20 protein-coding genes are annotated in these 25,477 nt (G+C 53.5%); 12 read left to right on the top strand and 8 right to left on the bottom strand.

Annotated features, from left to right (window positions below; translation table 11 throughout):
• Nucleotides 1–55: 55 nt before the first annotated feature.
• The gene (locus tag G491_RS0102380; RefSeq protein ID WP_028313448.1) at nucleotides 56–1,186 is read left to right on the top strand and encodes an Acg family FMN-binding oxidoreductase; all 1,131 of its coding nucleotides are present in this window, start codon (nucleotides 56–58) and stop codon (nucleotides 1,184–1,186) included.
• A 24-nt stretch (nucleotides 1,187–1,210) separates the two neighbouring features.
• Here the strand turns inward: G491_RS0102380 and G491_RS0102375 are convergent, their stop codons facing one another.
• The 6 genes from G491_RS0102375 to G491_RS0102350 form a co-directional block, all read right to left on the bottom strand.
• Nucleotides 1,211–2,941 carry a glycosyltransferase family 39 protein gene (locus G491_RS0102375; RefSeq protein ID WP_028313447.1) on the bottom strand — a complete coding sequence of 577 codons (1,731 nt, stop codon included), beginning with the start codon at nucleotides 2,939–2,941 and terminating at the stop codon, nucleotides 1,211–1,213.
• Nucleotides 2,942–3,101: 160 nt separating this feature from the next.
• Entirely contained in the window at nucleotides 3,102–4,370 is a 1,269-nt protein-coding gene (locus G491_RS0102370) for a mechanosensitive ion channel family protein (protein ID WP_028313446.1), read from the bottom strand.
• 110 nt (nucleotides 4,371–4,480) lie between these two features.
• Nucleotides 4,481–6,421: an acetate--CoA ligase gene (gene acs / locus G491_RS0102365; RefSeq protein ID WP_028313445.1), complete on the bottom strand. Its 1,941-nt coding sequence runs from the start codon at nucleotides 6,419–6,421 to the stop codon at nucleotides 4,481–4,483.
• 490 nt (nucleotides 6,422–6,911) lie between these two features.
• A complete protein-coding gene (locus G491_RS29140) occupies nucleotides 6,912–7,673 on the bottom strand; it encodes a glycerophosphodiester phosphodiesterase family protein (RefSeq protein ID WP_051326981.1) in 762 nt (253 codons plus the stop codon).
• Between the two features lie 239 nt (nucleotides 7,674–7,912).
• A complete protein-coding gene (locus G491_RS0102355) occupies nucleotides 7,913–8,281 on the bottom strand; it encodes a response regulator (protein WP_035217536.1) in 369 nt (122 codons plus the stop codon).
• A 389-nt stretch (nucleotides 8,282–8,670) separates the two neighbouring features.
• Nucleotides 8,671–9,087, bottom strand: a complete 417-nt coding sequence (locus tag G491_RS0102350; protein ID WP_028313443.1) for a nucleotide triphosphate diphosphatase NUDT15 — start codon at nucleotides 9,085–9,087, stop codon at nucleotides 8,671–8,673.
• 109 nt (nucleotides 9,088–9,196) lie between these two features.
• Here G491_RS0102350 and G491_RS0102345 point away from each other — a divergent pair, with 109 nt between their 5' ends.
• The 7 genes from G491_RS0102345 (at nucleotide 9,197) to G491_RS0102305 (ending at nucleotide 16,821) form a co-directional block, all read left to right on the top strand.
• Nucleotides 9,197–9,859 (top strand): DUF7986 domain-containing protein, encoded by a 663-nt coding sequence (locus tag G491_RS0102345; protein WP_028313442.1) that lies wholly within the window; start codon nucleotides 9,197–9,199, stop codon nucleotides 9,857–9,859.
• A 148-nt stretch (nucleotides 9,860–10,007) separates the two neighbouring features.
• A complete protein-coding gene (locus tag G491_RS0102340) occupies nucleotides 10,008–10,277 on the top strand; it encodes a DUF3781 domain-containing protein (RefSeq protein WP_028313441.1) in 270 nt (89 codons plus the stop codon).
• A gap of 496 nt (nucleotides 10,278–10,773) precedes the next feature.
• Nucleotides 10,774–11,868: an acyl-CoA dehydrogenase family protein gene (locus tag G491_RS0102335; protein WP_015947090.1), complete on the top strand. Its 1,095-nt coding sequence runs from the start codon at nucleotides 10,774–10,776 to the stop codon at nucleotides 11,866–11,868.
• 101 nt (nucleotides 11,869–11,969) lie between these two features.
• Nucleotides 11,970–13,160 carry an acyl-CoA dehydrogenase family protein gene (locus G491_RS0102330; RefSeq protein WP_015947089.1) on the top strand — a complete coding sequence of 397 codons (1,191 nt, stop codon included), beginning with the start codon at nucleotides 11,970–11,972 and terminating at the stop codon, nucleotides 13,158–13,160.
• Between the two features lie 29 nt (nucleotides 13,161–13,189).
• Entirely contained in the window at nucleotides 13,190–13,714 is a 525-nt protein-coding gene (locus G491_RS0102325; RefSeq protein WP_028313440.1) for a hypothetical protein, read from the top strand.
• A 426-nt stretch (nucleotides 13,715–14,140) separates the two neighbouring features.
• Complete coding sequence (locus G491_RS0102315; RefSeq protein ID WP_028313438.1) at nucleotides 14,141–15,454, top strand: arylsulfotransferase family protein; 1,314 nt, start codon at nucleotides 14,141–14,143, stop codon at nucleotides 15,452–15,454.
• A gap of 320 nt (nucleotides 15,455–15,774) precedes the next feature.
• Complete coding sequence (locus tag G491_RS0102305; protein WP_028313436.1) at nucleotides 15,775–16,821, top strand: acyltransferase family protein; 1,047 nt, start codon at nucleotides 15,775–15,777, stop codon at nucleotides 16,819–16,821.
• A 77-nt stretch (nucleotides 16,822–16,898) separates the two neighbouring features.
• On the opposite strand, the gene G491_RS0102300 is transcribed toward G491_RS0102305, so the two are convergent.
• Nucleotides 16,899–17,612: an HD domain-containing protein gene (locus tag G491_RS0102300; RefSeq protein ID WP_051326980.1), complete on the bottom strand. Its 714-nt coding sequence runs from the start codon at nucleotides 17,610–17,612 to the stop codon at nucleotides 16,899–16,901.
• Nucleotides 17,613–17,975: 363 nt separating this feature from the next.
• Here G491_RS0102300 and G491_RS0102295 point away from each other — a divergent pair, with 363 nt between their 5' ends.
• From G491_RS0102295 to G491_RS0102285, 3 genes are all read left to right on the top strand, one after another.
• Nucleotides 17,976–18,410: a response regulator gene (locus G491_RS0102295; protein WP_028313434.1), complete on the top strand. Its 435-nt coding sequence runs from the start codon at nucleotides 17,976–17,978 to the stop codon at nucleotides 18,408–18,410.
• A gap of 358 nt (nucleotides 18,411–18,768) precedes the next feature.
• Nucleotides 18,769–20,253, top strand: a complete 1,485-nt coding sequence (locus tag G491_RS0102290; protein ID WP_248635296.1) for a DEAD/DEAH box helicase — start codon at nucleotides 18,769–18,771, stop codon at nucleotides 20,251–20,253.
• Between the two features lie 48 nt (nucleotides 20,254–20,301).
• On the top strand, nucleotides 20,302–21,801 hold the full coding sequence (locus G491_RS0102285) for a glycosyltransferase family 39 protein (protein WP_028313432.1): 1,500 nt from the start codon (nucleotides 20,302–20,304) through the stop codon (nucleotides 21,799–21,801).
• Here G491_RS0102285 and G491_RS0102280 read toward each other — a convergent pair.
• Nucleotides 21,714–23,135 carry an MFS transporter gene (locus tag G491_RS0102280; protein WP_028313431.1) on the bottom strand — a complete coding sequence of 474 codons (1,422 nt, stop codon included), beginning with the start codon at nucleotides 23,133–23,135 and terminating at the stop codon, nucleotides 21,714–21,716. The two genes, G491_RS0102285 and G491_RS0102280, sit on opposite strands and share 88 nt — an antisense overlap.
• A gap of 190 nt (nucleotides 23,136–23,325) precedes the next feature.
• Between G491_RS0102280 and G491_RS0102275 the strand changes: the two genes are divergently transcribed.
• On the top strand, nucleotides 23,326–25,035 hold the full coding sequence (locus G491_RS0102275; RefSeq protein ID WP_028313430.1) for a long-chain-fatty-acid--CoA ligase: 1,710 nt from the start codon (nucleotides 23,326–23,328) through the stop codon (nucleotides 25,033–25,035).
• The last annotated feature ends 442 nt before the right edge of the window (nucleotides 25,036–25,477 follow it).

Below are 25,477 nucleotides of genomic sequence, written 5' to 3'. Positions count from 1 at the left end.
GGAGCGCGCTTTTTTTTATTTATAATGTCACCAATTAGTGACAAAGGAGAGACTGATGAACAGTCGACGCAGCTTTATGAAAGATGCTATGGCCGCAGGCCTGGCTTTCGCCGCCGGACCTTTACTTCCCGCCCGCGCCTCCAATCCCCGGGCCTTCCGCCGGGAGGCGCTTCCGGATAACTCCCTGTCTTTTCTCGACGGCCCTGAACAGGAAATTCTTCATCTGGCCAGCCTGGCGCCCAGCGGCCATAACAGCCAGCCATGGAGAGTGCGGGTTGCAGGACCGGGGCGTTGGATCGTGGAGGCAGATCCGGCCCGCCGGCTGCCTGCGGTGGATCCCGAAAACCGGGAGCTGCTTTTGTCTTTGGGCGCTTTTGTGGAGAATTTATCCCTGGCGGCTGGCGCTTTGGGCTTCCGGGTGGAAGCGGAAACCATAGCGGAAGGCCGGGGGGACAGGGATATTGTGCGGATTTCCCTAATCCCAGACCGGCGCCAGCCCTTTCCTGGGGAGTTGATGCGCCTGCGCCGCACCGTCAAGACGGGGCAAGCGTCCAGGGAGATTTCTTCCAGGGACATAAAGGCCCTTTTTCAGCATATGGACGGGCTCGCCCATTATTTTTCCTGCGGTTCGCAGCACGCCTCCTGTATTCGGGATGCGACTGTCGAGGCGTTTCGCGCCCAATCCTTTCGGGACGACGCCCAGGAGGAGTTGGTCAGGTGGCTGCGCTTGTCCAACCGTTCCGTAAAAGAACACAGGGACGGGTTAACCGTCGCGGGCATGGAAATCAGCGGCATGACGGGCTGGTATTTGCGGAATTTCGGAAAGCCGGAGGATTTTTTAAAGAAATCTTTCAGGGAGCAGGGCGCGGACCTCGCAGCCAAAACGGCCGCCGAAGGCGCGGGGTGGATTATCATCACAAGCCGCGGGGATTCGGTCGGCGACCTCATAAAAACAGGACGGCGCTTCGAGCGCATGGCCCTGGAAGCCAGGGCTCTCGGCATTGGAATTCACCCCATGACCCAGGTTCTGGAAGAAGCGACCGGCCAGGATGCTATCGCAGCCAGCCACGGCAGGCCCATGCATCTGCAGTTTGTGCTGCGGGCGGGATATGTGGAAAAATATCCCAAGCCGGTTAGTCCCCGCCGTTCATTGCCAAGTTTTGTGCGCGGCCCTGGGGCGGTCTAATCAGCAGGGAATCATGGGGCGTTTTCAATCAGCGGTTGCGCCGGGGGCGTCTTCTCCGTAGACGACAGCGAAAACCTCTGCATCTTCCGTCTCAAATGAGGGAGTGGGATTTTTTCCTAACTTGTTTTCGGGAAAAAAGCCCTTTTTGGTTACATAAAAAATAGTCGCCCCTTTTTTTAGATCGCACTCATTTTCGACGTTGGGGAGCCCCGCCCTATACATATAGTATTCGGTGGTTGCATCCGAATTGTGGCCGTGAGGGATCATCATGTCTCCCTTTTTCATGTGGGTCGATAGGTAGCACACGACTTTATGGGCATCCGGGAAATACCCCGTCGCCGGATTGACCGTCACGGGATCCTGGACGGCCGTCACTATAGCAGCCGTCAGGGAAAGGACCAGCAAAACGCTTTTTCCTGTTTCTTTGAATTTGCCGGCCAATAGGCAATAGCCCGCGTCCATCGCAACAAGGGCGAAGGGCGGCAGGTATATCCACGTTCTGGGAAAAGGTATGGACCGTTTGGCCAACAGAATTATCAAGCTGCAAACGAGAATGATAGGCGCCAGCCAGATTCCCTGTTGGTTTTTTAGCCGGGACAAATGAAACAGGCCCAATGCCAGTATAATAAAAAGCAACATCAGGACGACCGGAGACAGCCCCAGGGCCATCTGATTTCCCATTTGAGCCAAATGTTCCGGCAGTTTTCCCAAAAAGAGTCCCAAAGGTTTGGCTTTGACGAACTTGTTGCTGATTATGTGGCTCACCCCGTTGCTTGCTATGATCACGGGAGTATATAAGAACAGGGCTCCCGACAGGCTAAAGACGGCGCAGGGCGCAATAAAGCCGGCTGCAATGTCTTTGGGGCGGGCTCCGTTGATTTTCATGCAGGCCGCCGTCCAGACGGTGATTCCCGCAGCCGGAAAAAGAAATGTCGGGACGTCGAATATTCCCAGGCTGATGATCAGAGAATAAAGAAAGCATAAGGGAAGGTTGGGCTTTTCCGCCAGCCTGAGTCCTGCAATAGCAAGGCAAATGCTCAGCAGGCAAAGGATGGTGTATCCCCGGGCCATGGAGCTGTACAATATGAAATACGGAAGGACGGCTGTTAAGGCCGCAGCAAAAAAGCCGGATTTTCTGGATTTGAGAATCAGTCGCGTCAGCAGAAAAACGGCGGGAATGCATAATACTCCCGCGGCAATGGACGGCAGCCGGATGGCGAAAGGACCGGTTCCAAACAGCGTTACGGAAAGTTTCACGAACAAAGTATGAAGAACGTGATTGTTCGGGGCGGAATAGGAGAATAGATATAGAGCGCCGTTATTGACAAATTGGAGAAATGTGTGGGCCTCGTCAAACCGCATGGGTTGAAAAGCAAAATACACCCTGATGCCCGCGCCGATCAGCACAAAAGCGCCGATCCAGGCCCATTCCCCGCGGGTTTGGGTCTGGCTTCCCGCCCATTTCAGCAAGTCCATGGCTTCCGTAAAAAGCAGCTTGCTCCAATCCGTAATTTTTTCCGCCAGGGTTCCCGCTTTTCTCTTGAGAGAAAAAAAGGCCGCCAGGGCCAGCGCTATAAAAATCATTCCCCAGACGCTAAAAACCAGGTCGCACATAGGGCCGTGGGACGCCCAGAGGGGGTGGGGGGCTATTTCGCCGAAAACTTCGGCTGAAAAATGGAAATTTCCGAATAGGAATAAAATGCAGCCAGCTATGGCAAGGCCGCTGATTTCGATCAGAGGGTAATGTTTTTTCATCCCAGTAAGACGTCCAATTCCGGCAAAGCTGTTGTCAGAGAGAATATGAAACGGAGCATGGTAATTCTGTGGGTCTACTTAATGCACTGAAGCCCTATACACAACCCAAAATAACAAGATTTCCGCCAAAATGGAGTAAAGAAAATACAACAGGGGCCGTTTATCCTTCCTTGTTTTGGAATGCGCCCCAGTTGCGCATATCCCTGCCCGTGGGGTTTTGAAAGACTCCCAGGTCGAATTCCGGCAGAATCGCCAGCAAATGGTCGAATATATCGGATTGGGCGGCCTCGTAATTGGCCCAAACCTTGTCTTTGCAAAACACGTAAATTTCCAGGGGCAGGCCGTTTTCTCCGGGCGGGAGCTGCCTCACCAGGAATGTCATGTCCGGATGAACCAGGGGGTGGTTTTTCAGGTACGCGCTGACATAGGCCCGGAACGTGCCGATGTTGGTCAGCTGGCGGCAATTGATCTTATTTTCTCCGTCCGATCCCAGGGCGGCGTTGTGTTCGGCCAGTTCAACGCCTTTGTCTTCCATGTACTTGGAGATGTAACGGATGCGGGAGAACCGCTGCATCATGTCTTCCGTGCAGAATTTGATGGTGTTCATATCAATGTGTATGGCCCGCTTGATCCGTCTGCCGCCGGACTCCTGCATGCCCCGCCAGTTCTTGAAGGAGTCGCTGATGAGCGCGTAAGTGGGCACGGTGCTGATGGTCTTGTCGAAATTGCGCACCTTGACGGTGGTGAGGGTGATTTCCTCCACGTCGCCGTCCGCCCCGTATTTGGGCATTTCAATCCAGTCCCCGTGCTTGAGCATTTTGTTATAGATCAATTGAATGCCCGCCACAAAGCCTAAAAGGGGATCTTTAAACACTAAAAGGAGAACCGCGGTCATGGCGCCAAGACCGCTTATGAAATACACCGGGGTTTTGTTGAAGACCACGGAAATGCCCAAAATAAGGGCGATGAAGTAAACCGCAATCTTAACGACCTGGACGATGCTGGTCAGGGGGATTTCCCTGGAAACGGCCAGGTTTTGATACATGGCGTGCAAGGCGTTGATCAAAGCCGTGATCACCAACATGCCCGTAATGATGAAATACAGCCTGAGTCCGCCTTGCAAAGCCAGCCGGGCCTGGGGGTATCCCGCGGCCAGCAGGGGCAGGGCGAAATGCACAACCAGGGCGGGCGCCAATAGGGAAAGCCGCCTGAACACCTTATGCTCAACCAGGACGTCGTCCAGGGTGGTTTTGGTGGCCGCTTTCAACTTGGGGATGACGGTGTCGGCCAACCGGCGGGCCGCATAAAGGGCGGCGGCGCTGAGAATGACCGTCGCCAGGACCACGATGATTCTTGCCAGGAATTCGGCGGTCGCCTGCGATAACTCCGCCTTCATCAGTATTTGTTCGATCCATTGAAGCTGGGCCATTAAGCAATCCTCGCTAAAAAAAGCAAAGCGCGGCCTTAATTAGGAACGGCCGCGCTTTAGTATCAGTTGTTATTGAATTTCAGATCCATAATGGCGGATCTTACAAATTATCACCTGCAGGCGTCAATCCTGTTTTTAATCAGGGCCTCCACCACCGCCGGGTCCGCCAGGGTGGAGGTGTCGCCCAGGTTATCCAATTCGTTGCACGCCACCTTACGCAAGATGCGCCGCATGATCTTGCCCGACCTGGTTTTGGGCAGGCTGTCGGTAAACTGCAGCACTTCGGGCGTGGCGATGGGGCCGATGTCTTTACGGACGAACAGGGAAAGCTCCTTTCTAAGTTCCTCCGACGGCTCATAACCGGAGGACAGGGTCACGTAGGCGTATATGGCCTGGCCCTTGATGTCATGCGGAAAGCCCACCACCGCCGCTTCGGAAACCGCCGGGTGCGCCACCAGGGAGCTTTCGATCTCCGCGGTTCCCAAACGGTGGCCGGACACGTTGATGACGTCGTCGATGCGGCCGGTGATCCAGTAATACCCGTCCTCGTCCCTGCGGGCGCCGTCGCCGCTGAAATAAGTTCCGGGGCACTGGATGAAATAGGTGGACTTGAACCGCCGGTGGTCGCCGTATACGGTTCGGGCCAGGGCCGGCCACGAGTCCAGCATAACCAGGTATCCTTCCCCCGGCCCTTCCAGTTGGTTGCCTTCTTTATCTATCAGGGCCGGCTGAATTCCGAAAAAGGGCCGTGTGGCCGAACCCGGCTTTAAGGCTGTTGCGCCGGGTAAAGGCGTAATCATAATGCCGCCCGTCTCGGTCTGCCACCAGGTGTCCACAATGGGGCAGCGCTCTTCGCCCACCACCCTGTGATACCACAGCCAGGCTTCCGGGTTGATGGGTTCGCCCACCGTGCCCAGCAGCCTCACGGATGTGCGGGACGTCGCCTTCACCGGCCCGTCCCCCTGCTGCATGAGCGCCCGGACCACCGTAGGCGCGGTGTAGAAAATGTTCACCTGATGCTTGTCGCAGATTTGCCAGAACCTGGAAAAATCCGGATAATTGGGGATGCCTTCAAACATGATGGTGACCGCCCCGTTGGCCAGGGGGCCGTATATGATGTAGCTATGGCCCGTCACCCAGCCGATGTCGGCCGTGCACCAGTAAATGTCGCCGTCGTGATAGTCGAAAACGTACTGGTGGGTGAGGGATGTATATACAATATAACCGCCTGTGGTGTGCAGCACCCCCTTGGGCGTGCCCGTGGACCCGGACGTGTACAGGATGAACAAGGGATCTTCCGAATCCATGCTTTCAGGCGGGCACTCCGTGCTTTCCTTGGCTGTCAATTCATGCCACCAGAGGTCCCTCCCCGCCTTCATGGGAACGTCCGCGCCGGTGTGCTTGACCACAATGCATTTCTTGACCATGCCGGCCTTGTCCATGGCCTCGTCGGCGGCTTCTTTCAGGCCAATCGCCTTGGGGCCGCGCAGGCCCTCATCCGCGGTAATGAGAATGGTGCACTCCGCGTCCGTGATCCGGTTCGCCAAAGCGTCGGGCGAAAAGCCCGCAAACACGATGGAATGGATGGCGCCGATGCGGGCGCACGCCAGCATGGCAACCGCAAGCTGGGGAATCATGGGAAGGTAGATGGAAACCCGATCCCCCTTTTTGACCCCGCAGGATTTCAAGACGTTGGAGAAACGGCACACCCTCTCGTAAAGCTGGCGATAGGTGATTTTCTCCTCCACCCCGGGCTCGTTGCCCTCAAAAATAATGGCTGTCTGATCCCCCCGCTTCTCCAGGTGCCTGTCCAAACAATTGTAGGCCACGTTCAGTTTGCCGTCCAAAAACCATTTGATGTCTACGTCCCCGTTAAAACTGGAATTCTTGACCTTGCTAAAGGGCTCGAACCAGTCAATGCGCTGCGCTTCCCGAGACCAGAATGCATCAGGATCGTTGACCGATTCATCATACATTTTTTGGTAACGCGCGTCGTCGCACCATGCTCTTTTTTGCCAATCTTCAGGGACGGTGAAAAGGTTGTTTGACATGCTTGCTTCTCCTTTGCTGAAACGGTTCCTGTTACAAACAACGAGCAGCTTCCAAACACTAAACCCACTACAGGCGAGGGCTTGATTTTTGATTTTAAAAGAGACGAAATAAAACTTCGAAAAAGGATATTTACTAGCCAGAGGCAACTTGGAGATTACGGCTGAACTGCTTGGATAAAGCCGGGGAACATCCCGTCGGCCGACAGGACGACTTCCGGTAAGGTTGATACAACGATATCACGTTCAATGGTTTTATGACCATAAAAAAATTGGGTAAAAAATTTCACTCGAAAACATTTTTCTTGTGTGAGCGGCGTTCAGGCCCATAACAAGGGAGAGTTGCTGAATAAGCGCCGCTTCTCCCTGGAACTGCGCTTCGACCTGGAGTCGATTTGTCCTTTGGTTTAACTAAATCTTCGGGCGCGGCATTAAGTCTGAGAAAAGGCGCCCCGCTCTGAATACCGGGCGCAGCCGCCCCTCCATCCCTTAACTATGAATTGCGGCTGAAGTACTCCCGGACCTTTTCCGGATGGTTGGTCGTGATGGAATGCAGGCCCATGCCCCGGTACCACGACGCCTGCTGGGGCGTGTCCACAGTCCACACGTGAACCTCCAGGCCCTGGTTGTTCAAATACTGCACCAGGGTTTTGTCCAGGGACTCCTGCTGTTCGATGCTGATGCCGTCCGCGTTAGCGGTCCGAGCTTTTTTCAAGAGGCCGGAGGGCGTGTTGGCCTGATAGGGCAGGTAGGTTTCCTTTAAATAGCTGGAAAGCCAAAAGCCCTTCACCTCCGGGACGGCTTCCTTCCAATCGCGGATGACTTCCGGGTTAAAGCAGATGACGGCGATGTTTTCCGGGGGCGCCGGAGACTCTTCCAGAATCTGTTTTAAAACCGGAACGATTTCAGGGCCGCATTTGATTTCTATGAACAAACGCTTTCCTTCGGGCAGAGTCTCCAAAACTTCGGAGAGCAACGGCAGGTGCTCCCCTTGCCGGATTCCCTTGCCAAAGGCGCGTTTGGCCTTTTTATAGGATGCCTTGGCAATTTCAAGATCGCCGAAAAGCGTGCGGGATATAACCGGGTCGTGGTGGCACACGATCAGGCCGTCGCGGGTAAGGTGCACGTCGGTTTCTATTCCGTCCGCATTCTGGTTCCACGCTTCATCAAAGGACGCCAGAGTGTTTTCCCTGGCCGCTTCAGGAACCCCGCGGTGGGCGATGATCAGGGACTGATAGGTATGTTGCGAATCCAAATGATGGGTCCTGACGGGCGCTGAATTTGGCATATAATTAGGAAGCCTTGGTAAATGGTTAAAGAACGCGAATCAATCCTATTATACTAATATAAACACACGGGAAGATTTAATAAAGTCTATAATGGAAAAAATTGGAAAGAAAAAGTCCGGTGGAGAAGCGCAAAGGCGTAAAAGCCCCGCCCTCCGCGGGTTGCAGCACGACAATCGCCAATGGGGGAAGCCCGGGAAACCCGGGGCTACGCCAGCAGGGCCTTGACCGCGCTTTTCAGGTCCCCCATCCCAAAAGGCTTGGGAAAGGTCCTGTGCGCCCCCTTGTTCCGGGCCGAGGCCAGATCCACCCCGCCTCCCCCGGAAGCATTGGCCGACATGGCGATGATTTTGACGTGGGGAAAGCTCCTGGTCACTTCATCGATCACTTCCAGGCCGTTTCGCTCCGGCATGGCGAGATCCGTAATGATCACGTCAAAGGGCTCTTCCCTGTAAATGTTTTGAGCCGCCATTCCATCCGAGGCCTCATAGACCTCATACCCGTCCGATTCCAGAACCTGGCGCAGCATGCTGCGAATCATGGATTCATCGTCAACAACAAGAATACGGGATTTCATGGCTTTCATTTCCTGTGTCCGGGTTATCCGGCCTGGCCGGAAAAGGGGCGGGCCTTAAGCCTCGCCCGGCGTTTTGTATGTAGGCACTGATAAACAGCATATTAGGCATAGATCTGAAGCAATTAGTATGCCATAGTAAGTCATAAATCACTTTAAATCTTGGATTTACTAATTTTATGCTATTATTAAACCATTTGTTAAGTATTTTAAATGATATTTTTTGGTAAATTTTAAGGCTTGAGTAGGAGTCGGAAAGATGATTCAACTATTTACAGCGTCAAAAATCTTGGCTAACAATTTGAAAAAACGTCAATTTTCCTGCATGGCAGGAATAAATGAACAGAGTGCGGGTAAAGGCGTTCTAATTTTGCGCCAAGGCCGCGCCTCAATCATGGCGATGCAACTGATCGGGGAAAGCCTTTCATTAAGAGATTCTGCAGGGATAAAAACCGGGGTTCAGGCAAGGCGTCCGGGGCGAACCACTCCCACCCGGAACACTTGTGGGGCTCCCTTAAGGTCAAGTCCCCGGAGGCGTACTCGCAGACCATGAACAGGGTGATGTAATGCTTGCCCTCCTTTTCAAACAGGTCGTTGGTGTAAGGGCCCGGCCGCATGTTTTTGACGGACATGCCGGTTTCCTCCATGACCTCGCGGACCGCGCACTTTTCCGGGCTTTCCCCAAACTCCAAATGGCCGCCGGGCAAGGCCCAGGTTCCCTCGCCGTGGGCGTTTTTCCGCAATCCAAGCAAAACCTCGCCCTCCTTATACACAATCACCGCAACCCCGATCCGGGGGATTTTTTTCATGGCCTCGGCTCCTTCTTAAAAATCTGGACTTCTCAATGTCAACTCCTATGCTCTTTCCTGATTGTATGCTATTTTACAAATAATTTCATCCAAGGAGAGAAAACGCACCATGATTCCCAATGACTTGGAAAAGACCGTAAAAGAATACAAAAGGGTCTGGCCCATATTGACCCAACTGCAAATGGAAATTATTGGGCTGGCGAAAAAGGACGCGTTTTTGGCCTGCGCCAAACGCCTGGGAATGTTAGCCAGGCAGGACGGCAAAAAAGTCGTGGTTTTTGAACATGAGTTGGAAAGCGACGTTTATCATGATTATCTGATTTACATGCACCGGCCCCGGGGGATGAGCCTTGTCCGGCAAATGCTTAACCTCAACCGCTATCCCCAGGGAAGCGACCAAAAAAATTTGTTGGAGAATATGGTCAAGGCCCGCTTTTCGGTTTTTTGGGTAAAAGAGGTCATCCGCCCTGCAGGCTTTATCGGCCTGGATATCGTGAGCGGCGAAGAGAATTTTATTCTTGACCGGTCAATCGCTAAACAAGATGCTGTGGGAGCAGTGTTAGGATTGCGAATTTTTCCTTTCGGGGATATCTGGATGCATACGGGAGCGAATCTTTCTATAGGGCGGCTTGAAGACCAGAGCGAAATCCAACCCCAAAATAAACTTCTCACTGAAAAAGAGGAGCGGGAATTGAATGAGGAGGCCATTTTCAGATACCGGGAAGTGCTTCGTGAACAAATGGAGCAGGAGGACGGCCCCGGTTATTATTAGGGCCTGCTTTTATAATGACTCAGTCGTGTTAAGTCTTATTGCGTAGGGCCTTTAATGAGAACAAAGCGCCTATAATGCAATCCGCCGTCCTTGAGACGTGCGACCCGCCTCCGACCGCCTTGTCAAAAGCAGGGAGGGAACAAAAGGAATGGACGAAGATTTAAGAACAACCATAGCGGATCAATTCAAAAACACCCAATTGGGGTTTATGAGGATCAAGAAAAATCTCGGGATAACGCATTTTTCTGATATTGAAACGGAAAAATTTCTAAAAAGGATAATTTTGGCAACGCCCATTGCCGCCATAGAAAGCAAGGGTAAAAATCACTATTTCACCTGTTCGGCATTTAATGCCGTCTTAACTATTAATGCCAATTCGTTTACCATTATTACCGCAAAAAAAATAACGAATGATTGAAAGGCGTTGGGGCCTTTGAGCTCAGTCCAGGGGGGGCTTCCCTATTGGACGCAGCGGCCAAAGCCCCTCAAATCGTTCGGCAACAGGCGCCCGGGGGGCATCAATGGGCGTTCATAGAAAGCATCCGTTCAATATTGGGAATTCAATTTTACTAGTTTAGTCAATTATTGCTAAATAATAGGTAATTTATTCAATTATATACCAAAAAGTAATTTGCTCCTTGTTTTTTTTGTTAAATCAAAAAAAGCACTAGTTTTCTTTTTATTTTTACTTGTAAAAAAAATGACCGTGTGTTCAAAAAAAGATTGACTAAGCGAAAAAAATCTTTATGATGGCCCAAAGACTGACACGTCAGTCTAAAATAGCGCCTGCTCAGACCGGGCCGTCCCAAAAACAGGCCGGATCGCTCTCCCAAACCGGCCCCCTTAGGGACGCACGATGCACCAGCCCGGTATTTTCCGAATCGATAGCAAAACGAACACAGATGGAGGGTACTATGTTTGATTTGTCGTTGTCCAAGGAACAAAAAATGGTGAAGGACTCCTTTTCCAAATTGGTGAAGGATCTCATCGCCGACAACGCACACGAAATGGACGAAGCCGGGGAGATTCCCGTGAGCGCCGTCCAAAAGGCCTGGGAGTTGGGTTGCTCCGTGTCCGGGGTGCCCGAGGAGTTCGGGGGGTACGGCATGGAGGATTCCCCCATTTTATCCGCCCTGGTTTTGGAGGAACTGGCCTACGGAGACATGGCCTACGCGGTCGCCGTCACGGCCCCCTCCCTGTTCATCACGCCCATCAACGACATGGGGACGGAAGACCAGAAAAAGGCCTTTTTGCCCAATGCCTGCACGGACGACTACCATGTCTACACCATGGCCATGTGCGAGCCCCATTTCGGAGCGGACGCGGTGAGCCTCAAGACCACGGCCGAAAAGAAAAACGGCTCCTACGTGCTGAACGGCGTCAAGTGCTTTGCACCCTGCGCCTCCCAGGCCGAAAAGATGCTGGTCTCCGCCAGCCTGGACGGCGAGAACAACCTCTTTGTGGTGGAGAAAGGCGCGGCAGGCCTTTCCGTCAGCGAAAAGGAAAAGAACCTGGGCCTTTACAGCCTGGAAACCAATACCGTCACCCTGGAAAACTGCGAGGTTCCCGCGGACGCCCGCATAGGCGGCGACAAAGGCGTGGATTACGACCGCGTCCTGGCCCGCTCCCGGGTCGCCATGGCTTCCATGGCCGCCGGCATGTGCCGTTGCTCGTTGGACATCGTCAAGCAATACGCCGTGGAAAGGGAGCAGTTCGGCGAACCCATCGCCCACAGGCAGTCCATCGCCTTTATGATCGCGGAAATGGCTTACGAGACAGACGCCATCAGGCTCATGGCCTGGCAGGCCGCCTCCCGCCTGGAAGCCGGCAAGAGCGCCAAACGGGAAGCCTACTTGGCCAAGCTGTACGCCGGTGAAATGGCCATGAAAATTTGCGACTACGGCGTCCAGATTCTCGGCGGTCACGGATACATCCGGGAAATGAACGTGGAGCGTTTGTACCGGAACGCCCGGAGCATCGCCTGCGTGGAAGCCTTGTCCATGGCCTAAGCGCCGCCAATCCGTCGCTGCAAGCGGAGGCGTGTTTACTAAATCCGCCGCCGCGCTTCAAATATGCAATGAATCATCCCTAAGATGAACAGGAGGATGTGATGATAAATCTGGAACTGCCTGATTACCTGGATAACATGAAAACCCAGATGAAGGGTTTCGCCGAAGGGCTTCTGCGCCCCATCGCCCGGAAATACGACGAAGCGGAGCACACCTACCCCGTGGAGCTGGACGTGCTCAAGGGCATGCCCGTCATGAGCCGCCCCAAGAAAAAAGCAGGGGAGGAGAAGCCCAAAAAGGACGCGGAAAGAAAAAACGGCTCCAATATGAGCCAGGCCGTCACCGTGGAATCCATATGCTGGGGCGACGTGGGCCTCATGCTCAGCATCCCCGGCGCCGGCCTTGGCAATGCAGCCATCGTCGCCGTGGCCACGGACGAGCAAATGGAGCGCTTCGGCTCCAAATGGGCCGCCATGGCCATCACCGAGCCCGGCTCCGGCTCCGACGCCGGCTCCATCCAGACAACAGCCGTTCTGGACGGGGACGAGTGGGTGCTGAACGGCGAAAAGATCTTCGTCACCTGCGCGGACCGTTGCGACGCCGTGGTGGTCTGGGCCAACGTGGATCCCAGCGCCGGCAAGGCGGGCATCAAGTCCTTTATCGTGGAAAAGGGAACCCCCGGCTTCACCCTGGAAAAGCTGGAGCACAAGCTGGGCATCCGGGCTTCCGATACCGGCACCTTTTTCCTCAAGGACTGCCGCATTCCCAAGGACAACATCCTGGGCAGCGCCGAAGTCAAGAAATCCACCGAGGGCTTCAAGGGCGTCATGAAGACTTTTGACAACACCCGCCCCATGGTGGCCTCCATGTCCAACGGCGTGGCCGGCGCCTCCCTGGAATTCCTCAAGCAAAAAATGGAGGAAGCAGGCATAGCCCTGGACTATAACGAAAACACCAACAACGTCAGCGCCATGCAAAAAGAATATTACATGATGGAAGCCAACCTGGAAGCCATGCGCCTCCTGACCTACAAGGCCTCCTGGATGGCTGACGAGAAGATTTTCAACAACGTGGAAGCCTCCATGTCCAAAGCCAAGGCGGGCCGCGCAGGAACCCTCATCACCCAAAAGGTGTGCGAGCTCCTGGGCTCCATGGGCTTCACCCGCGAGCACCTGGCCGAAAAATGGATGCGCGACAGCAAGATCCTGGACATCTTTGAGGGCACCGGCCAGATCCAGCACCTGATCGTGGCCAGGAATATCCTGAAACTCTCCAGGAACGAGTTGAAGTAACCATGTAGAATTTTGCGCTTGAGGAACCGATGCTCGAAGATTTTACCAAAAAGCAGACCGTCCGCGCAGGGCGTTTGAGAAAAGGCCTTTTAAAAACGCCGGTGGCCGGCTCCGCTTATAAAAAGGCCGAAGGCCTGGGCCTGAAAATGGGATTTGCCAATCTCATGTACAGTTACACCTGGCTGTTCAGGATGACGGCCTTCCGCCACGATTCCTTTAAGGAGCGTCTGGCGGAAAAGGAGTTCACCCTGCTTATGAAGGACAAGGAGGGGGCCTCCCAAAGGTGGTTTTGCTTTTCCGGCGGAAAGATCAGGACCATGGCCCAAAAGGGCCCGGAGCCGGATTTCTCCTTGATCTGGAAAACCATCCCGGCCGGATGCAAAATCATGGCTGACATGGCCATGGGCAAACCAAAGGTTTTGAAAAACGCAATCATAGACGGAAACTTACTCTTAGCAGGGGATGCGGCCATGGTGGCCTGGTTTTTGGAAACCAACAACCAAATGGCCAAGCTTAATCGAAAGAGGGCGAAACCCAAAAGCCGCATGGTGTAGGGGGGTGGGGCGCCGGCCGGAAGCCTACCGGCCGGCGTCCCCGACTATCCCGTCTCCCCTGCATTTATCTCCTGCGCCCGCCGCCGCGAAATCTTGATTCCGCCCAACCCGGAGCCGCGCCCAACCCGGGGCCGCGCCCATCCCGGGGCCGCGCCCATCCCGGAGCCGCGCCCAACCCGCCTCGGATAGCTTGTCCTTTAAAAGAAAGAATCATCCGGAAACGTTTTTTCTGGCGCTGCTTTTTTAGCAAGGGCGCCGCATGCGCCGAAGGCCTTGCTTCGCAGGGCTATCCCTTCGCTCCCCTTTTTGCCGTGACGTCTGTGGGTTAATTCTGGTATGACCTCCGTGTGAAGTAGATTCATTCTCCCAAAGACGCTCGCCATTTCCGGATCAGGTTTGGAAATCGCCTATAAGGAAGGTCGTTTAATGAAATCCAGATTCGCGTTGATTTATATTGTGGCAGTTCTTTTTTTTATCTGGGGCGTGCTTTTCGCCAGATATGAGTGCTTTCCATGGAATCTGGCGGGGGATTATCTTGTCCAGATAGAAGACTTTGCAAAAGGGGACCCTTTTGACGACACTCCGTTTTTAAAAAGGCTTCAAGGGGTGTTTTCCCAGAGCACCGTCCAGTTCGAGGGGGGGAAGTACAACGTCATAGGGGCGGAGCAATCGCTTGCGCCCGATTTCTTTTATGCCGGCCAGAAGAATCTGCCGATTTTGCTCACGGCGAAAGAAGATGGGGCCTATCTTGTTTACGGGGTTTTTCACGATGCATCGGACGACATTTCCCCTTACGCCCTGCTGATCGGCGTGGACGGCCGCACCGTCAAGCGATCATGGAAAATCCCCTTCCTGGAGCAAAGCAAGCACGTAAGGCGCATGCTTATAACCGCAGAGGGCGATCTAATCACGAACAATTCGGACGCCCTCAGATGCTATTCCTGGTGCGGCGACCTGAAATGGGAAATCCCGCCCAGCGGTTTCCACCACGAAATGGATGAGTACGAAGGCAAGGTGTACCTCTGGAGGGGGGACGCTGTGGCAGCCGTGGATCTCCATGATCAAAGCGTCAAGACCGTTTTGAAAATGAGCGATCTTATCCTGAACAATCCGGACGTGAGCCTTTTAAGGGTTCCCTTGAACGACGCCTTCCGTTATTCCGAGGACTATAGGGAAAATACGGCTTATGACGAGAAGGATCCGGATTTGAAAAACAAGACAAAGGCCTACCGATGCGATGACCCGTATCATCAGAACTCGGTGATGGTGAATAAAGGCGTCTGTTCAAGGTATCCCAAGGACGCCCTGCTGCTGAGCTTCAGGCATCTGGACGCCGTCATGGTGGTGGAGCCCCGCACCGCCAAGATTTTGTGGATGGAGCGCTTTGACCGTCAACACTCTCCAAGATGGCACGCCGACGGCATATCCGTCTTCAACAACCGCACCCACTTTGACGCCACCAAAATCGAATATGTGGGCTTTGACGGCGCAAGGGAAACGATTGTGGACGGGGAAAAGTATAATATCCACCGGAGGATAACTGGAAACCATCGTTTTTTGAAGGACGGGTCCATGATGTTTCTTGGCAACCCGCCGGAGTTTTTTCATTTGGACGAGCAAGGGAGAAAAATCACCCATTTTATAAACCTGTATGACGACAGGTCTCTCATCGTCACCAATGCTTATTATATCGAGCAAGCAGACCTGGATCGGTATGAATCCCATTGCAAGGGCGAGTAATTTTAGGCATAGCAAGAACGGCGTCTAACAGGCGCCGCGATAGTTTACGCGTAAACAGCAGGAATTATCTGTCTGCCCAAAAACAAAATTGCAATTTTTCGAGTTTAATGGTAATGATATACGGATAGGCGTGAGATTTTTTCATGCCAAATGGCCTTGGAATCCCCTAAAAATCACTATGCATGTCTATCGCGCGCCGACGCCTCTGAGCGTTAAGGCTGAGTTCGCTTTGCAAGCGCCGGACAAGGCGGGGTTTCGCCTTTTTTTTAAAATCGCCCGTTGAGGCGTCTCATCCGAATATCATTTTACAAAAGAGTCCTATGAACGGCAATGCTTTGACCCAGGAACGGAACGCAGGCTACGATTTTTTACGGTTTATCGGAATTTCAGCCATCATTGGAGCGCACGTCGATCTTCCTCCGCTTTTTTTTCAGTTTAGAAACTTTGACGTCCCCTTGATGGTTTTTCTGGCGGGCATATCCTTTTCTCAGTTTTCATCCGCACACTATACTTCGTATTTCAAATACGCCCTATCCCGCTTCCATAGAATCATTCTTCCCACCTGGATATTCCTGGCGCTGCATAATTTTGTCTATTACATGCTTTACGACAAAGCGCCGGACTTGAATATTATAATATCCCAAATCACCCTCATAGGCGGGACCAAAGTCGGGATTTGGATAATCAGGACCCTGGCGATTGTCGCACTCATTGCGCCGCTTTTGAATTATCTGAATAAGATCTCCAAAAAGGATATCGTCTTTTATATCGTAATTTTTCTGATATACTTCTCCTACGAGATTTTAATCAGAGTTTGCTTTCTGCACCGGGAAAAAATCAACATAATCCTGATTTTTAGCTTAATGGCCCCGGCAATGGCTTACGGCAGCATTTTCCTGTACGGGTTGCGGGCTCGGTTTTTTGGGAAAATATCGTTAATCGTTCACATGGTTATCGCCCTATCCATCTATATTATATATACTTGGTTAATATATGGCTACGCGGGCAAATTCGTTCAAACGCAACTGTTTAAAAATCCTCCCCAGATATATTATTTTTCCTACGCAATGCTCATGACGATTGTTCTTTATTATATAGTGCGTTTCCGGAATCCAAAAATCATGAATTTTCGCCTGTTCCGCTTCATCGGCCGGTCAACGCTTTGGATTTATTTATGGCATTGGATGTTTATTCTGATATTCCAGTATATAAAGCTGTATTCAAGCATCATAACCAGATACTTTTTGGTTTACGCCTTGGCGGTCGCAACCGTTTACATTCAAACCATGATTGTCGAATGGGCCGTCAAAAAGATTCCCATGAAAAAGGGCCGCCAAAAATTTATCAGAACGGTTTTTACAGGATGATCAGTGCGGGCCGCCGTGGAAGGGTCTACCCCGGATTCCCGGGGGCGTTCCTTTGAAAACTGAGGAAAAAGCCCGTTTTACTTCAACCCTTCGTATTCCGCCAAAAAACGGGCGAAAAAAGCCGTCATAAAGGCGTGGCGCTTGCCGGCGATGCGCTTCCCCTCCCGGGTTTGCATTCGCTCCTTGACCTTTTTCAGCTTCACCTCAAACTCCCGAAAGCCCGTGTCGTCCTCCGTATAAGGCTTGGACTTAAAAGGATCTTTGCCCGGGCTGTGCAGCCTCGCTCCAACCTCTCCCGCAAAGGCGAAGGCCCTGGCTACTCCGATTGCGCCGATGGAATCCAACTTATCGGCGTCGAACAATACCTTGGCTTCCAGGGTTTCGGGCGCCTCTCCTTTGCGAAATCGGTGGGCGCGGATGCAATGGAGAATGTTTTCCGCCTTATTGGGCGGCAATCCCAATTCCTGAAGCAAGGGCGCAGCCATCTCCGCCCCCTTTTGGGCGTGGCAAATGGACCCGTTGGAAGCGTCCTGCCTGGCCCTGCCTATGTCGTGCAGACAGGCGGCCATAACCACCACCTCCTGGTCAGCGCCTTCCGCTTCTCCGATTCGCCGAGCCAAGGCAATGACTCGCTGGGTGTGGTCCCAATCGTGACTGGTGCGCGCCTTGGCGAAAAGGGCCCGGGCCGCCGCCTCCACCTGATCGGCTAATGACTCCCCTTGATTTTTATCTTTTTCCATGCTTGTGTACTCCGGCGGGTCCACAATGCCTATCTTTTTGGAAAAACTCAATAATTTGAATTCCTTTCCGAATTTTCGAATATTTACAAAATTTTGGATCAAAAAACAACATATAAGGGTGTATTTTTATGGCGAATTAGGGTGTGAATGGCGTCACATTTTTATTGTGAAACCCTTCATTGAGAACTGTCGCTAATAGGGATACTAATAACACACTAAAAAATTGGGCGGTACGCTTTTTTAAAAAAAGGCGGCCGCTTTTTTTGTCATCGATTTCTCCATTCTATCCTCTGGGAATCTGCCGGCTTCCATCCATCCAGCTGATGAACCCTGTAAAGTCATGTTCAAGAAATTTCCCTTTGCTTCCGATAAAGGTTCAAAAGAACGTTTTCGCCATAAGAAAGGGACTTCGATATGGGATGCAACACATCAGAAAAAGGCTTGATCCGCAACAACCGCATATTATTTGTCGATGACGAGGAAAACGTAACATCCATAATGAACATGATGCTGGAAGGCTTGGGTTATGAGGTGACCAGTCATGCGGACGGCGCCAAGGCTTACGAGGATTTCACCCAACGCCCTGACGGGTACAGCCTGGTTATTTGCGATCAGGTAATGCCCGGCATGTCGGGCATGGATTTGCTGGAAAAAGTGAGAGGCGTCAGCCCGGAGACGCCGGTGATTTTATGTACAGGCTATACAAGCGACGAGTTGCAGGAGCAAGTTAAGAAGAAATCCGTTTCCGCTGTACTCACCAAGCCATTCGCCATGCAAAAACTGGCCCGCGTAATCAGCACCGTTTTGGACAACGCCTACGAAACACAAGCGTATGGCTGCGCGTCTTAGCGCCGCACGCGCTCTTTCATAAAAAAATGAAGGGGCGCCAAGCCCTCGTAAAAAGGCATTGCAAGCCCCTTCGCTTTCCAATTGGCAGGCATATCCTGCAGGCGGAAAGCGGCGGGGCTTTGTCATTTAATTCCAGAATATTAAAGACCTTTCTTGCCAATTGATTCAAACATGCTATAGTAACCGGGTTATGAAATATCAATCAACCCGGCTGGGAGGCCTGCGTGAACCCCATGATTCGCGTAAAAGCCCGCCCGTCCGGTGGTTATTGATTAGAAAACCAGCCGCCGGGCCGCCTTGATTAGGGCGCACACCGGCTTCCGGCTGGCCGAATATACGAAAGTCCCGGAGCAGCCGGGTGGGAAAGGATAGAATGACCCAGGATTCTGAAATCGATCAGACTGAAGAAAGGGCGGCCGGACCGCGCTTCCTCACAAACACCACATTTGCGGACTTTGATCTGCCGGAAACATTGCTGGAAGGCCTGAAGGACGCCGGCTTTGAACGTTGTACGCCTATCCAGGCCCAGGTTCTGCCCGTGGCCCTTTCCGGCAAAGACATCGCCGGACAGGCTCAGACCGGCACGGGGAAGACGGCCGCTTTTCTCGTTCCCATGTTTTCCAAACTGTTAGGGCTGGAAAAACGGAGTAAAACCCTGCCCTCCGCCCTGATTGTGGCCCCCACCCGGGAGTTGGCCCTGCAGATATACGAAGAGGCCGTTGTTTTAGGCGGGCACACGGATTTCACCATCGCCCAGGCCATCGGCGGCATGGATTACCGCAAGCAAATGGACATCCTCAAGCAGGGGGCCGACGTTCTCATCGGCACGCCGGGCCGCATTATCGACTATTACAAACAAGGCATTTTCAAGACCCACGCCATTAAATCCGTGGTGATCGACGAGGCGGACAGGCTTCTGGATTTGGGCTTTGCAAAGGACATGCGCTACATCCTGCGCAAAATGCCCCATTACGAAAAGCGCCAGTCCATGCTTTTTTCCGCCACCCTGTCCTACAGGGTTTTGGAACTGACCTACGACTATATGAACCTTCCCGAGTTCATATCGGTCACGCCCGAAGAAGTGACGGTCAAGGGAATCGACCAGATTTTATACCATGTGGGCCAGGATCAGAAGCTCCCCTTGCTTCTTGGCGTTTTTAAAAACGAGGATTGGACCCGGGCCCTGGTTTTTGTAAACACCAAGTCCGGCGTGGAGTTTGTGGCCCATAAATTGAGGGGAAACGGGTTCCCGGCCGGCGGCATTACCGGAGACCTCCCCCAGCGCAAACGATTGCAATTGATGGAGCGCTTCAAGAACGGGGAGCTTTCCATTCTGGTGGCCACGGACGTGGCGTCCCGCGGCATCCACGTGGAGGACGTCAGCCATGTCATTAATTACGACCTGCCCCAGGACCCGGAAAACTACGTCCATCGAATAGGCCGTACGGCCAGGGCGGGCAAGACGGGCAAGGCAATCTCCCTGGCATGCGAGCATTACGTGTTCCACCTGGAGCCCATGGAGGAAATGATCGGCTTATCCCTTCCTGTGGAATGGCCGGAGGAAGAGTACTTTCAGGAAGACAAAGCCGGACCCATGCCGGCCAGAAAACGCGGCCCCAAGCCGGACCAGGGCCAAGGCAGGGGCAAAGGCCGGGGAGGAAAGCGCGGCGGAAAGCCAGGGGGAGGACCCCGGCGGAGGAAGCCCCGCAAGGAAGGCGGAAGCCCAAGCCCCGAAAACGCCCCCGTCCAGGCCGATGGAGAAGCCCCGAAAAAGAAACCCAGGAGAAGGCGCCGCAGAAAAAAGAAGCCCGCCGCCTCCCCGCCGTCCGAAAACCAGTCCTGAATCCATCCGCCCGGCTGCAAAACCGGGCGGTAAACCCAAAAACAATCCATGACCAAACCCGCCCACCCAGCCTGTTATCCTATCCTGTTCCTGGCCGCTCTGGGCTGCCGGCTCATTTTTTTTTACAACCACGGGACGGCCGAAGTCTTTGGAAAATACCCCTATTTCGCGCAACAATTGCTTCAGGGCCGCGACCTGGGAGAGCGTCTCCTGGACCTGAGCCCCCTGTACCTCTATTCCATGGCTTTTTGCATGGGCCGCCTGGGCCTGTCCATCCACGCCCTGGAAGCCGTGCAGCTTTTTCTGGGCGCCCTGAACGTCCTGCTGATATTCGCCGTGGGGCGCCGCCTTATGGGATGCCTTGCAGGGTTCTCAGGGGCTTTGTTATACGCCTTTCACGGCAATATCATGGCCTTGGAATCCACCTTTGAACCCCTGGTCCTGCTGCTTTTCTTAAGCCTTTTGTGCATCCTGTTTTTGGTTAAAGCTCAGGACTCCAAAAACAACTACAACAAGCGATTCAAGCTCATTGCCGCGGCCGGGCTTTTCGCCGGATTGGCCCTGATAACCAAGCCCAATTTCGGGCTCTTCTGCCTGGGAATAGCTTTCTGGCTTTTTGCGGCTTTCGACCCAGGCCTCAGCTTAAAAAGGCGTACAGCCCTGGCCGCTGTTTTTTGCATTCTGGCCGGTCTCGTCATTCTGCCGATCTCCGTGCGGAACTATATTAAGTTTGATGATTTTGTGGCCGTGTCCGACTCCTACGGCAGGCTTTTTTATAATGGAAACGGGGGCGCGGCAGCGGCGTTCTTTCCCCAGAACCTGGAAGGCCAGGACGCAGTCCCGGACGGAAAGACGGACCCGGATCACAGCCACGTCTTTTTTCGGGAAAGGGCGTCCGCCATGGCCGGGCGGGATTTAAAGCCGTCGGAAAGCGCCCGGTTCTGGTTTCTGACGGGCTTGAGAGATTTAAAAGCAGACCCCAAAAGGGCGGCGGCGCTCTGGAGCCAAAAGGCGGCGCTTTTTTTTCACGGATACGAAAATCACCTGATCGACAGCGCTTACTTTAAATGGCAATGGACTCTGAACAAGCCGTTCATCCCTTATATTCTGATTTCATCCCTGGCGTTAGCTGGAATGATATTGAATAGCAAACGCTGGCGGCGGCTTTTTCCGTTGTATTGCCTGGTTTTCAGCTTTTTGATTTCCTGCACCATCTTTCTATCCGGCTCCAGGTACAGAGCCCCGGCCCTTCCGGCTTTATGCCTGTTCGCCGGGTCCGTCATAGCTTATATGCAGGCTTGGATTGGTCAACGGGAATGGAAAAAGGCGGCCGCAATGGCTTTGGTCATTGCGCTTTTAATCGCAGGAGACTCATTGCTTTTTAAAGAGCCGGCCGCAGCCCATGACCGGGCGTTCCAGCCGGAGTTGCGCAGGCAATATGAAGAAGAGCATCCGGAATCCTATTCCTCGGAAACCGTTCCTTTGCCCCGCAGCGCTGCAAGCACGGCGCCCGCCAAGGCTGCGAATCCGCCGCACATCATGGCTTGATGGAACGCCGCCATAAATCCTTCCACATGTTGCGCGCTGTACGAGTCCAGAGTCGCTCCCGGGTAAACGGAGGTGTACACGGCGGCAAAAACCGTACTGGCCATGGCGATGCCCATAACCATGCCCATGTTCCTCGCCGTCGCTATAAGGGCGGAAGCAATGCCTCTGCGATTGACCGGCACGGCGGTTATGGCGGCGGCGTTATTGGGGGACGTGAACAAAGACGTTCCGAAGCCCGCCAGGGCCAGCCTCCAGAAAATGGGAAAAATATCGGTGGTGGGCTCCATAAACATGAAGGAGAAAAACGAAGCGGAAAGCATGAGCATGCCAAGGGTGCACAAAAGCCTGGACCCCAGCCGGTCGGACATGGCGCCGAAGATGGGGGCGCCCACCAGCATGAATAAAAAGGGAACCACCAGCATTCCGCCGGCCCCGGCGTCCGAAAAGCCTCCCGGATACTTAAGATAAAAAGGCATGAGAAAAATCAGGCAAAACAGGCTGATAAACAGGGTTACTGCAGCGCAGAGCGCGCAAGCAAACAGCCTGATTCTAAAAAGCTCCAGGTCCACCAAGGGGTGGGGCGCTTTCACCTCCACAAATATAAACAAGACCGCGCCTACGGCAAAGGCCGCTATCAGGCCGACTATGGGAACGGATGTCCATCCCATTTCCTTGCCCATGGATATAGCCAGGGTAAACGACCCGAACACCAGGGCCAGAAGCAAGGCGCCTATCCAGTCGAAACTTTCCCTTGGGCCCGAAGCCTGGCTTTCCTTTAAAACGCGGTTGGCGGCAATGATGGCGCCCAGCCCCACCGGGAGGTTGATGAAAAAGATCCAGTGCCACGAAAAATGCTCCAGGATCAGGCCGCCCAGAGCAGGGCCAACGGTCAGGCCCGAGGCCACCACCGCCCCGATCATGCCCATGGCCATGCCCCGCTCCTCGGGGGGGAAATTGTCCGCGATCAAGGCGGGAGTGCACGACATGATCATGGCCGCCCCCATGCCCTGAAGAGAACGGGCCGTAATCAATACGCCCGCTGACCCCGCCAGTCCGCACAAAAGCGACCCCAGGGAAAACACAAACAGCCCCCGGGTGTATACGCGCCTTCTGCCTATCATGTCCGAAAATCGGCCGAAGGACAAAAGCAGGCACGATATGGTCAAAAGATAAATAAGGGGCACCCAGCGAATGGTTGAAAGGCTTACGCCGTAGCTTTTGAGAATGGAGGGCAGGGCGATGTTCACGATGCTTCCGTCCAGGGTGGACATGAAAATCCCAACGCCTACAATGCCGAATACAAACCATTTTCCTATTGCAGAATCCGTTTTCATGGAAGAACACTTGTGCACAATTTATGCTAAAAGGCAAATCTTCGTGCTTGCAAAACAAAAAAAATCCGGGTATTCTGTTTTAAATCGTCCGAACGTTCAAATCTCACTCGCATTACTTCAGCCTTACTTTCATTTTCAAGCCGATCTAACCAAAACTAGCCTCACCAATTTATTGAAAAGGAGCAGCCCCATGGCAAAAAATTTCAAGTATTGGCCGGATGGTTGGCCCGAGTCCCTCAATTACCCCAATGTCCCCGTTTTTAAACTTTTGGACCAGACGGCAAAAAGATCTCCCAACAGGCTCGCCATGATTTTCGGGGGCATGGAACTGACCTTTTCCGAGCTGAAAAACCTGACGGAGCGGTTTGCGAACGCATTGAAATCATTGGGCGTGGGCAAAGGCGATAAAGTGGCCATACACCTGCCCAACTGCCCCCAGTTCGCCATTGCCTATTACGGCGCATTAAGGACCGGCGCTGCGTTTACGCCGGTTTCTCCTTTATTGTCTCCTTCGGAGATCGAGCATCAGCTTAACGATTCCCAGTCTAAGGTGCTTGTGTCCCTGGACCTCTTGTATCCCGGGGCGGCCGAGGCCGTGGCCAAGACCACGGTTTCCAAGGTCATCACAACCAGCATCGCAGACTGCTTCAGCGCGGTCATCCAGCCCCTCAAGCCATTGGGCAAGTTTCCCGTGGAAGGAACCCTGGACATGGCCCAGCTTCTGGCCGAGCATCAGCCGGATCCCCTGGCCGTGGAAATCGACGTGGAAAAGGATCTGGCGCATTTGGCGTACACCGGCGGAACCACCGGGGTTTCCAAAGGAGTCATGCTGACGCACAAAAATGTGATTTGCAACGTGCTGCAGTACTCCTGCTGGTTTGCAGGCGCCCAACTCATACTCCGGGAGGACGGAACCTTTGGCCCCGATTATCCCCCGGACGTGGATCCCCACGTGGACCGCATGGCCGTTACGGACGAGGAAACCGCTCTGGTGGTCGTGCCCTGGTTCCACGCCATGGGAACCATCGCCTACCTCAATAATCCGGTTTACGCAGGCTCCACCATGGTGGTTTTCCCCAGGTTCGATCCCGTGGAGTACATCACCGCCATTGGGAAATACGGCGCAACCACCCTGGGCGGCGCGCCCCAGCTTTTCGTACCTCTGGTCAACCTGCCCAATTTCAAGGATTACGACCTCTCAGGCATCAAAATGGCCGGATCCGGCGCAGCGCCCCTTCCGGTTCCGGTGCTTAAGCAGTTGGAGGAGTCCTTCACCGGAATCGTCCTGGAGGCCTACGGACTTACTGAGGTCTCCATGGGCGCCACATGCAACCCGCCCATCAAAGGCCAGACCCGGGCCGGCTCCGTGGGGCTGCCCATTTTCGACACGGAAATCATCATTACAGATCCCGCCTCCGGCGATGAGCTTCCCATCGGCGAGGAAGGCGAGATCTGCATCAAAGGCCCCCAGGTCATGCAGGGGTATTGGGGCCGCCCGGAAGCCACCGCCGAAGTGCTTAAAGACGGCTGGCTCCGCACCGGCGACATCGGCCGCATGGACGACGATGGATTCCTGTTCATCACGGACCGCATCAAAGACCTCATTCTATATAAAGGATATAACGTCTACCCCCGCCAACTGGAAGAAGTCCTGTACGACCACCCGGCCGTGGAAAACGCCGCAGTGGTGGGAAAAAAGGACCCGGACGCGGGCGAAAAGCCCATCGCTTTTGTGCAGCTCAGGTCCGGCATGGACGCTACGGAAGAGGACATCATGGAGTTCGTCAATTCCAGGGTGGCGGCCTATAAAAAACTCCGCGGCGTGATTTTCGTCAGCGAAATCCCCGTCAGCGGCGCCGGCAAAATCCTGAAGCGCGAGCTGAGAAAGCAACTGGAATAAAAGGCGGAAGCCACAACATATTGTAGAGGGCGTTGGAGGTTGCCGCAACCCCCAACGCCCTTCTTATTTGCCGCCTCTTTCACCGTTTAAAATATTTTTCAGGCCGATTCCACTATTACCCAGCCCAAATTTTAACGCCCTGCGTCATCAAATCAGCCCCCTTTAAAACAGCCTTCATCGGCAAAATTTCCCCCGTTCTTCATGACGCAAACGGGCGGCGCTAAAAACCCGCGATCCGGCCTTGAACCCCAATATGTCTGAAAAATAATCTTGACAGACACAATATGTAGTGGTAATCATGTTTCCACACTTAAAGCAAATCACTGCTTGCATTACGAATTACATCATTATCCCAGTTCTGGAGATTTCCGGTTTTTTTTCTTTTATCGGGTAGGACGTGACACAAATATCAAGGAAAAAACGAGGGCGGAACTGGCGCCTG

Origin of the sequence: Desulfatibacillum aliphaticivorans DSM 15576, from assembly GCF_000429905.1 — a bacterium.
Lineage (GTDB): Bacteria > Desulfobacterota > Desulfobacteria > Desulfobacterales > Desulfatibacillaceae > Desulfatibacillum > Desulfatibacillum aliphaticivorans.
This window is presented reverse-complemented; position numbering and strand designations above follow the sequence as displayed.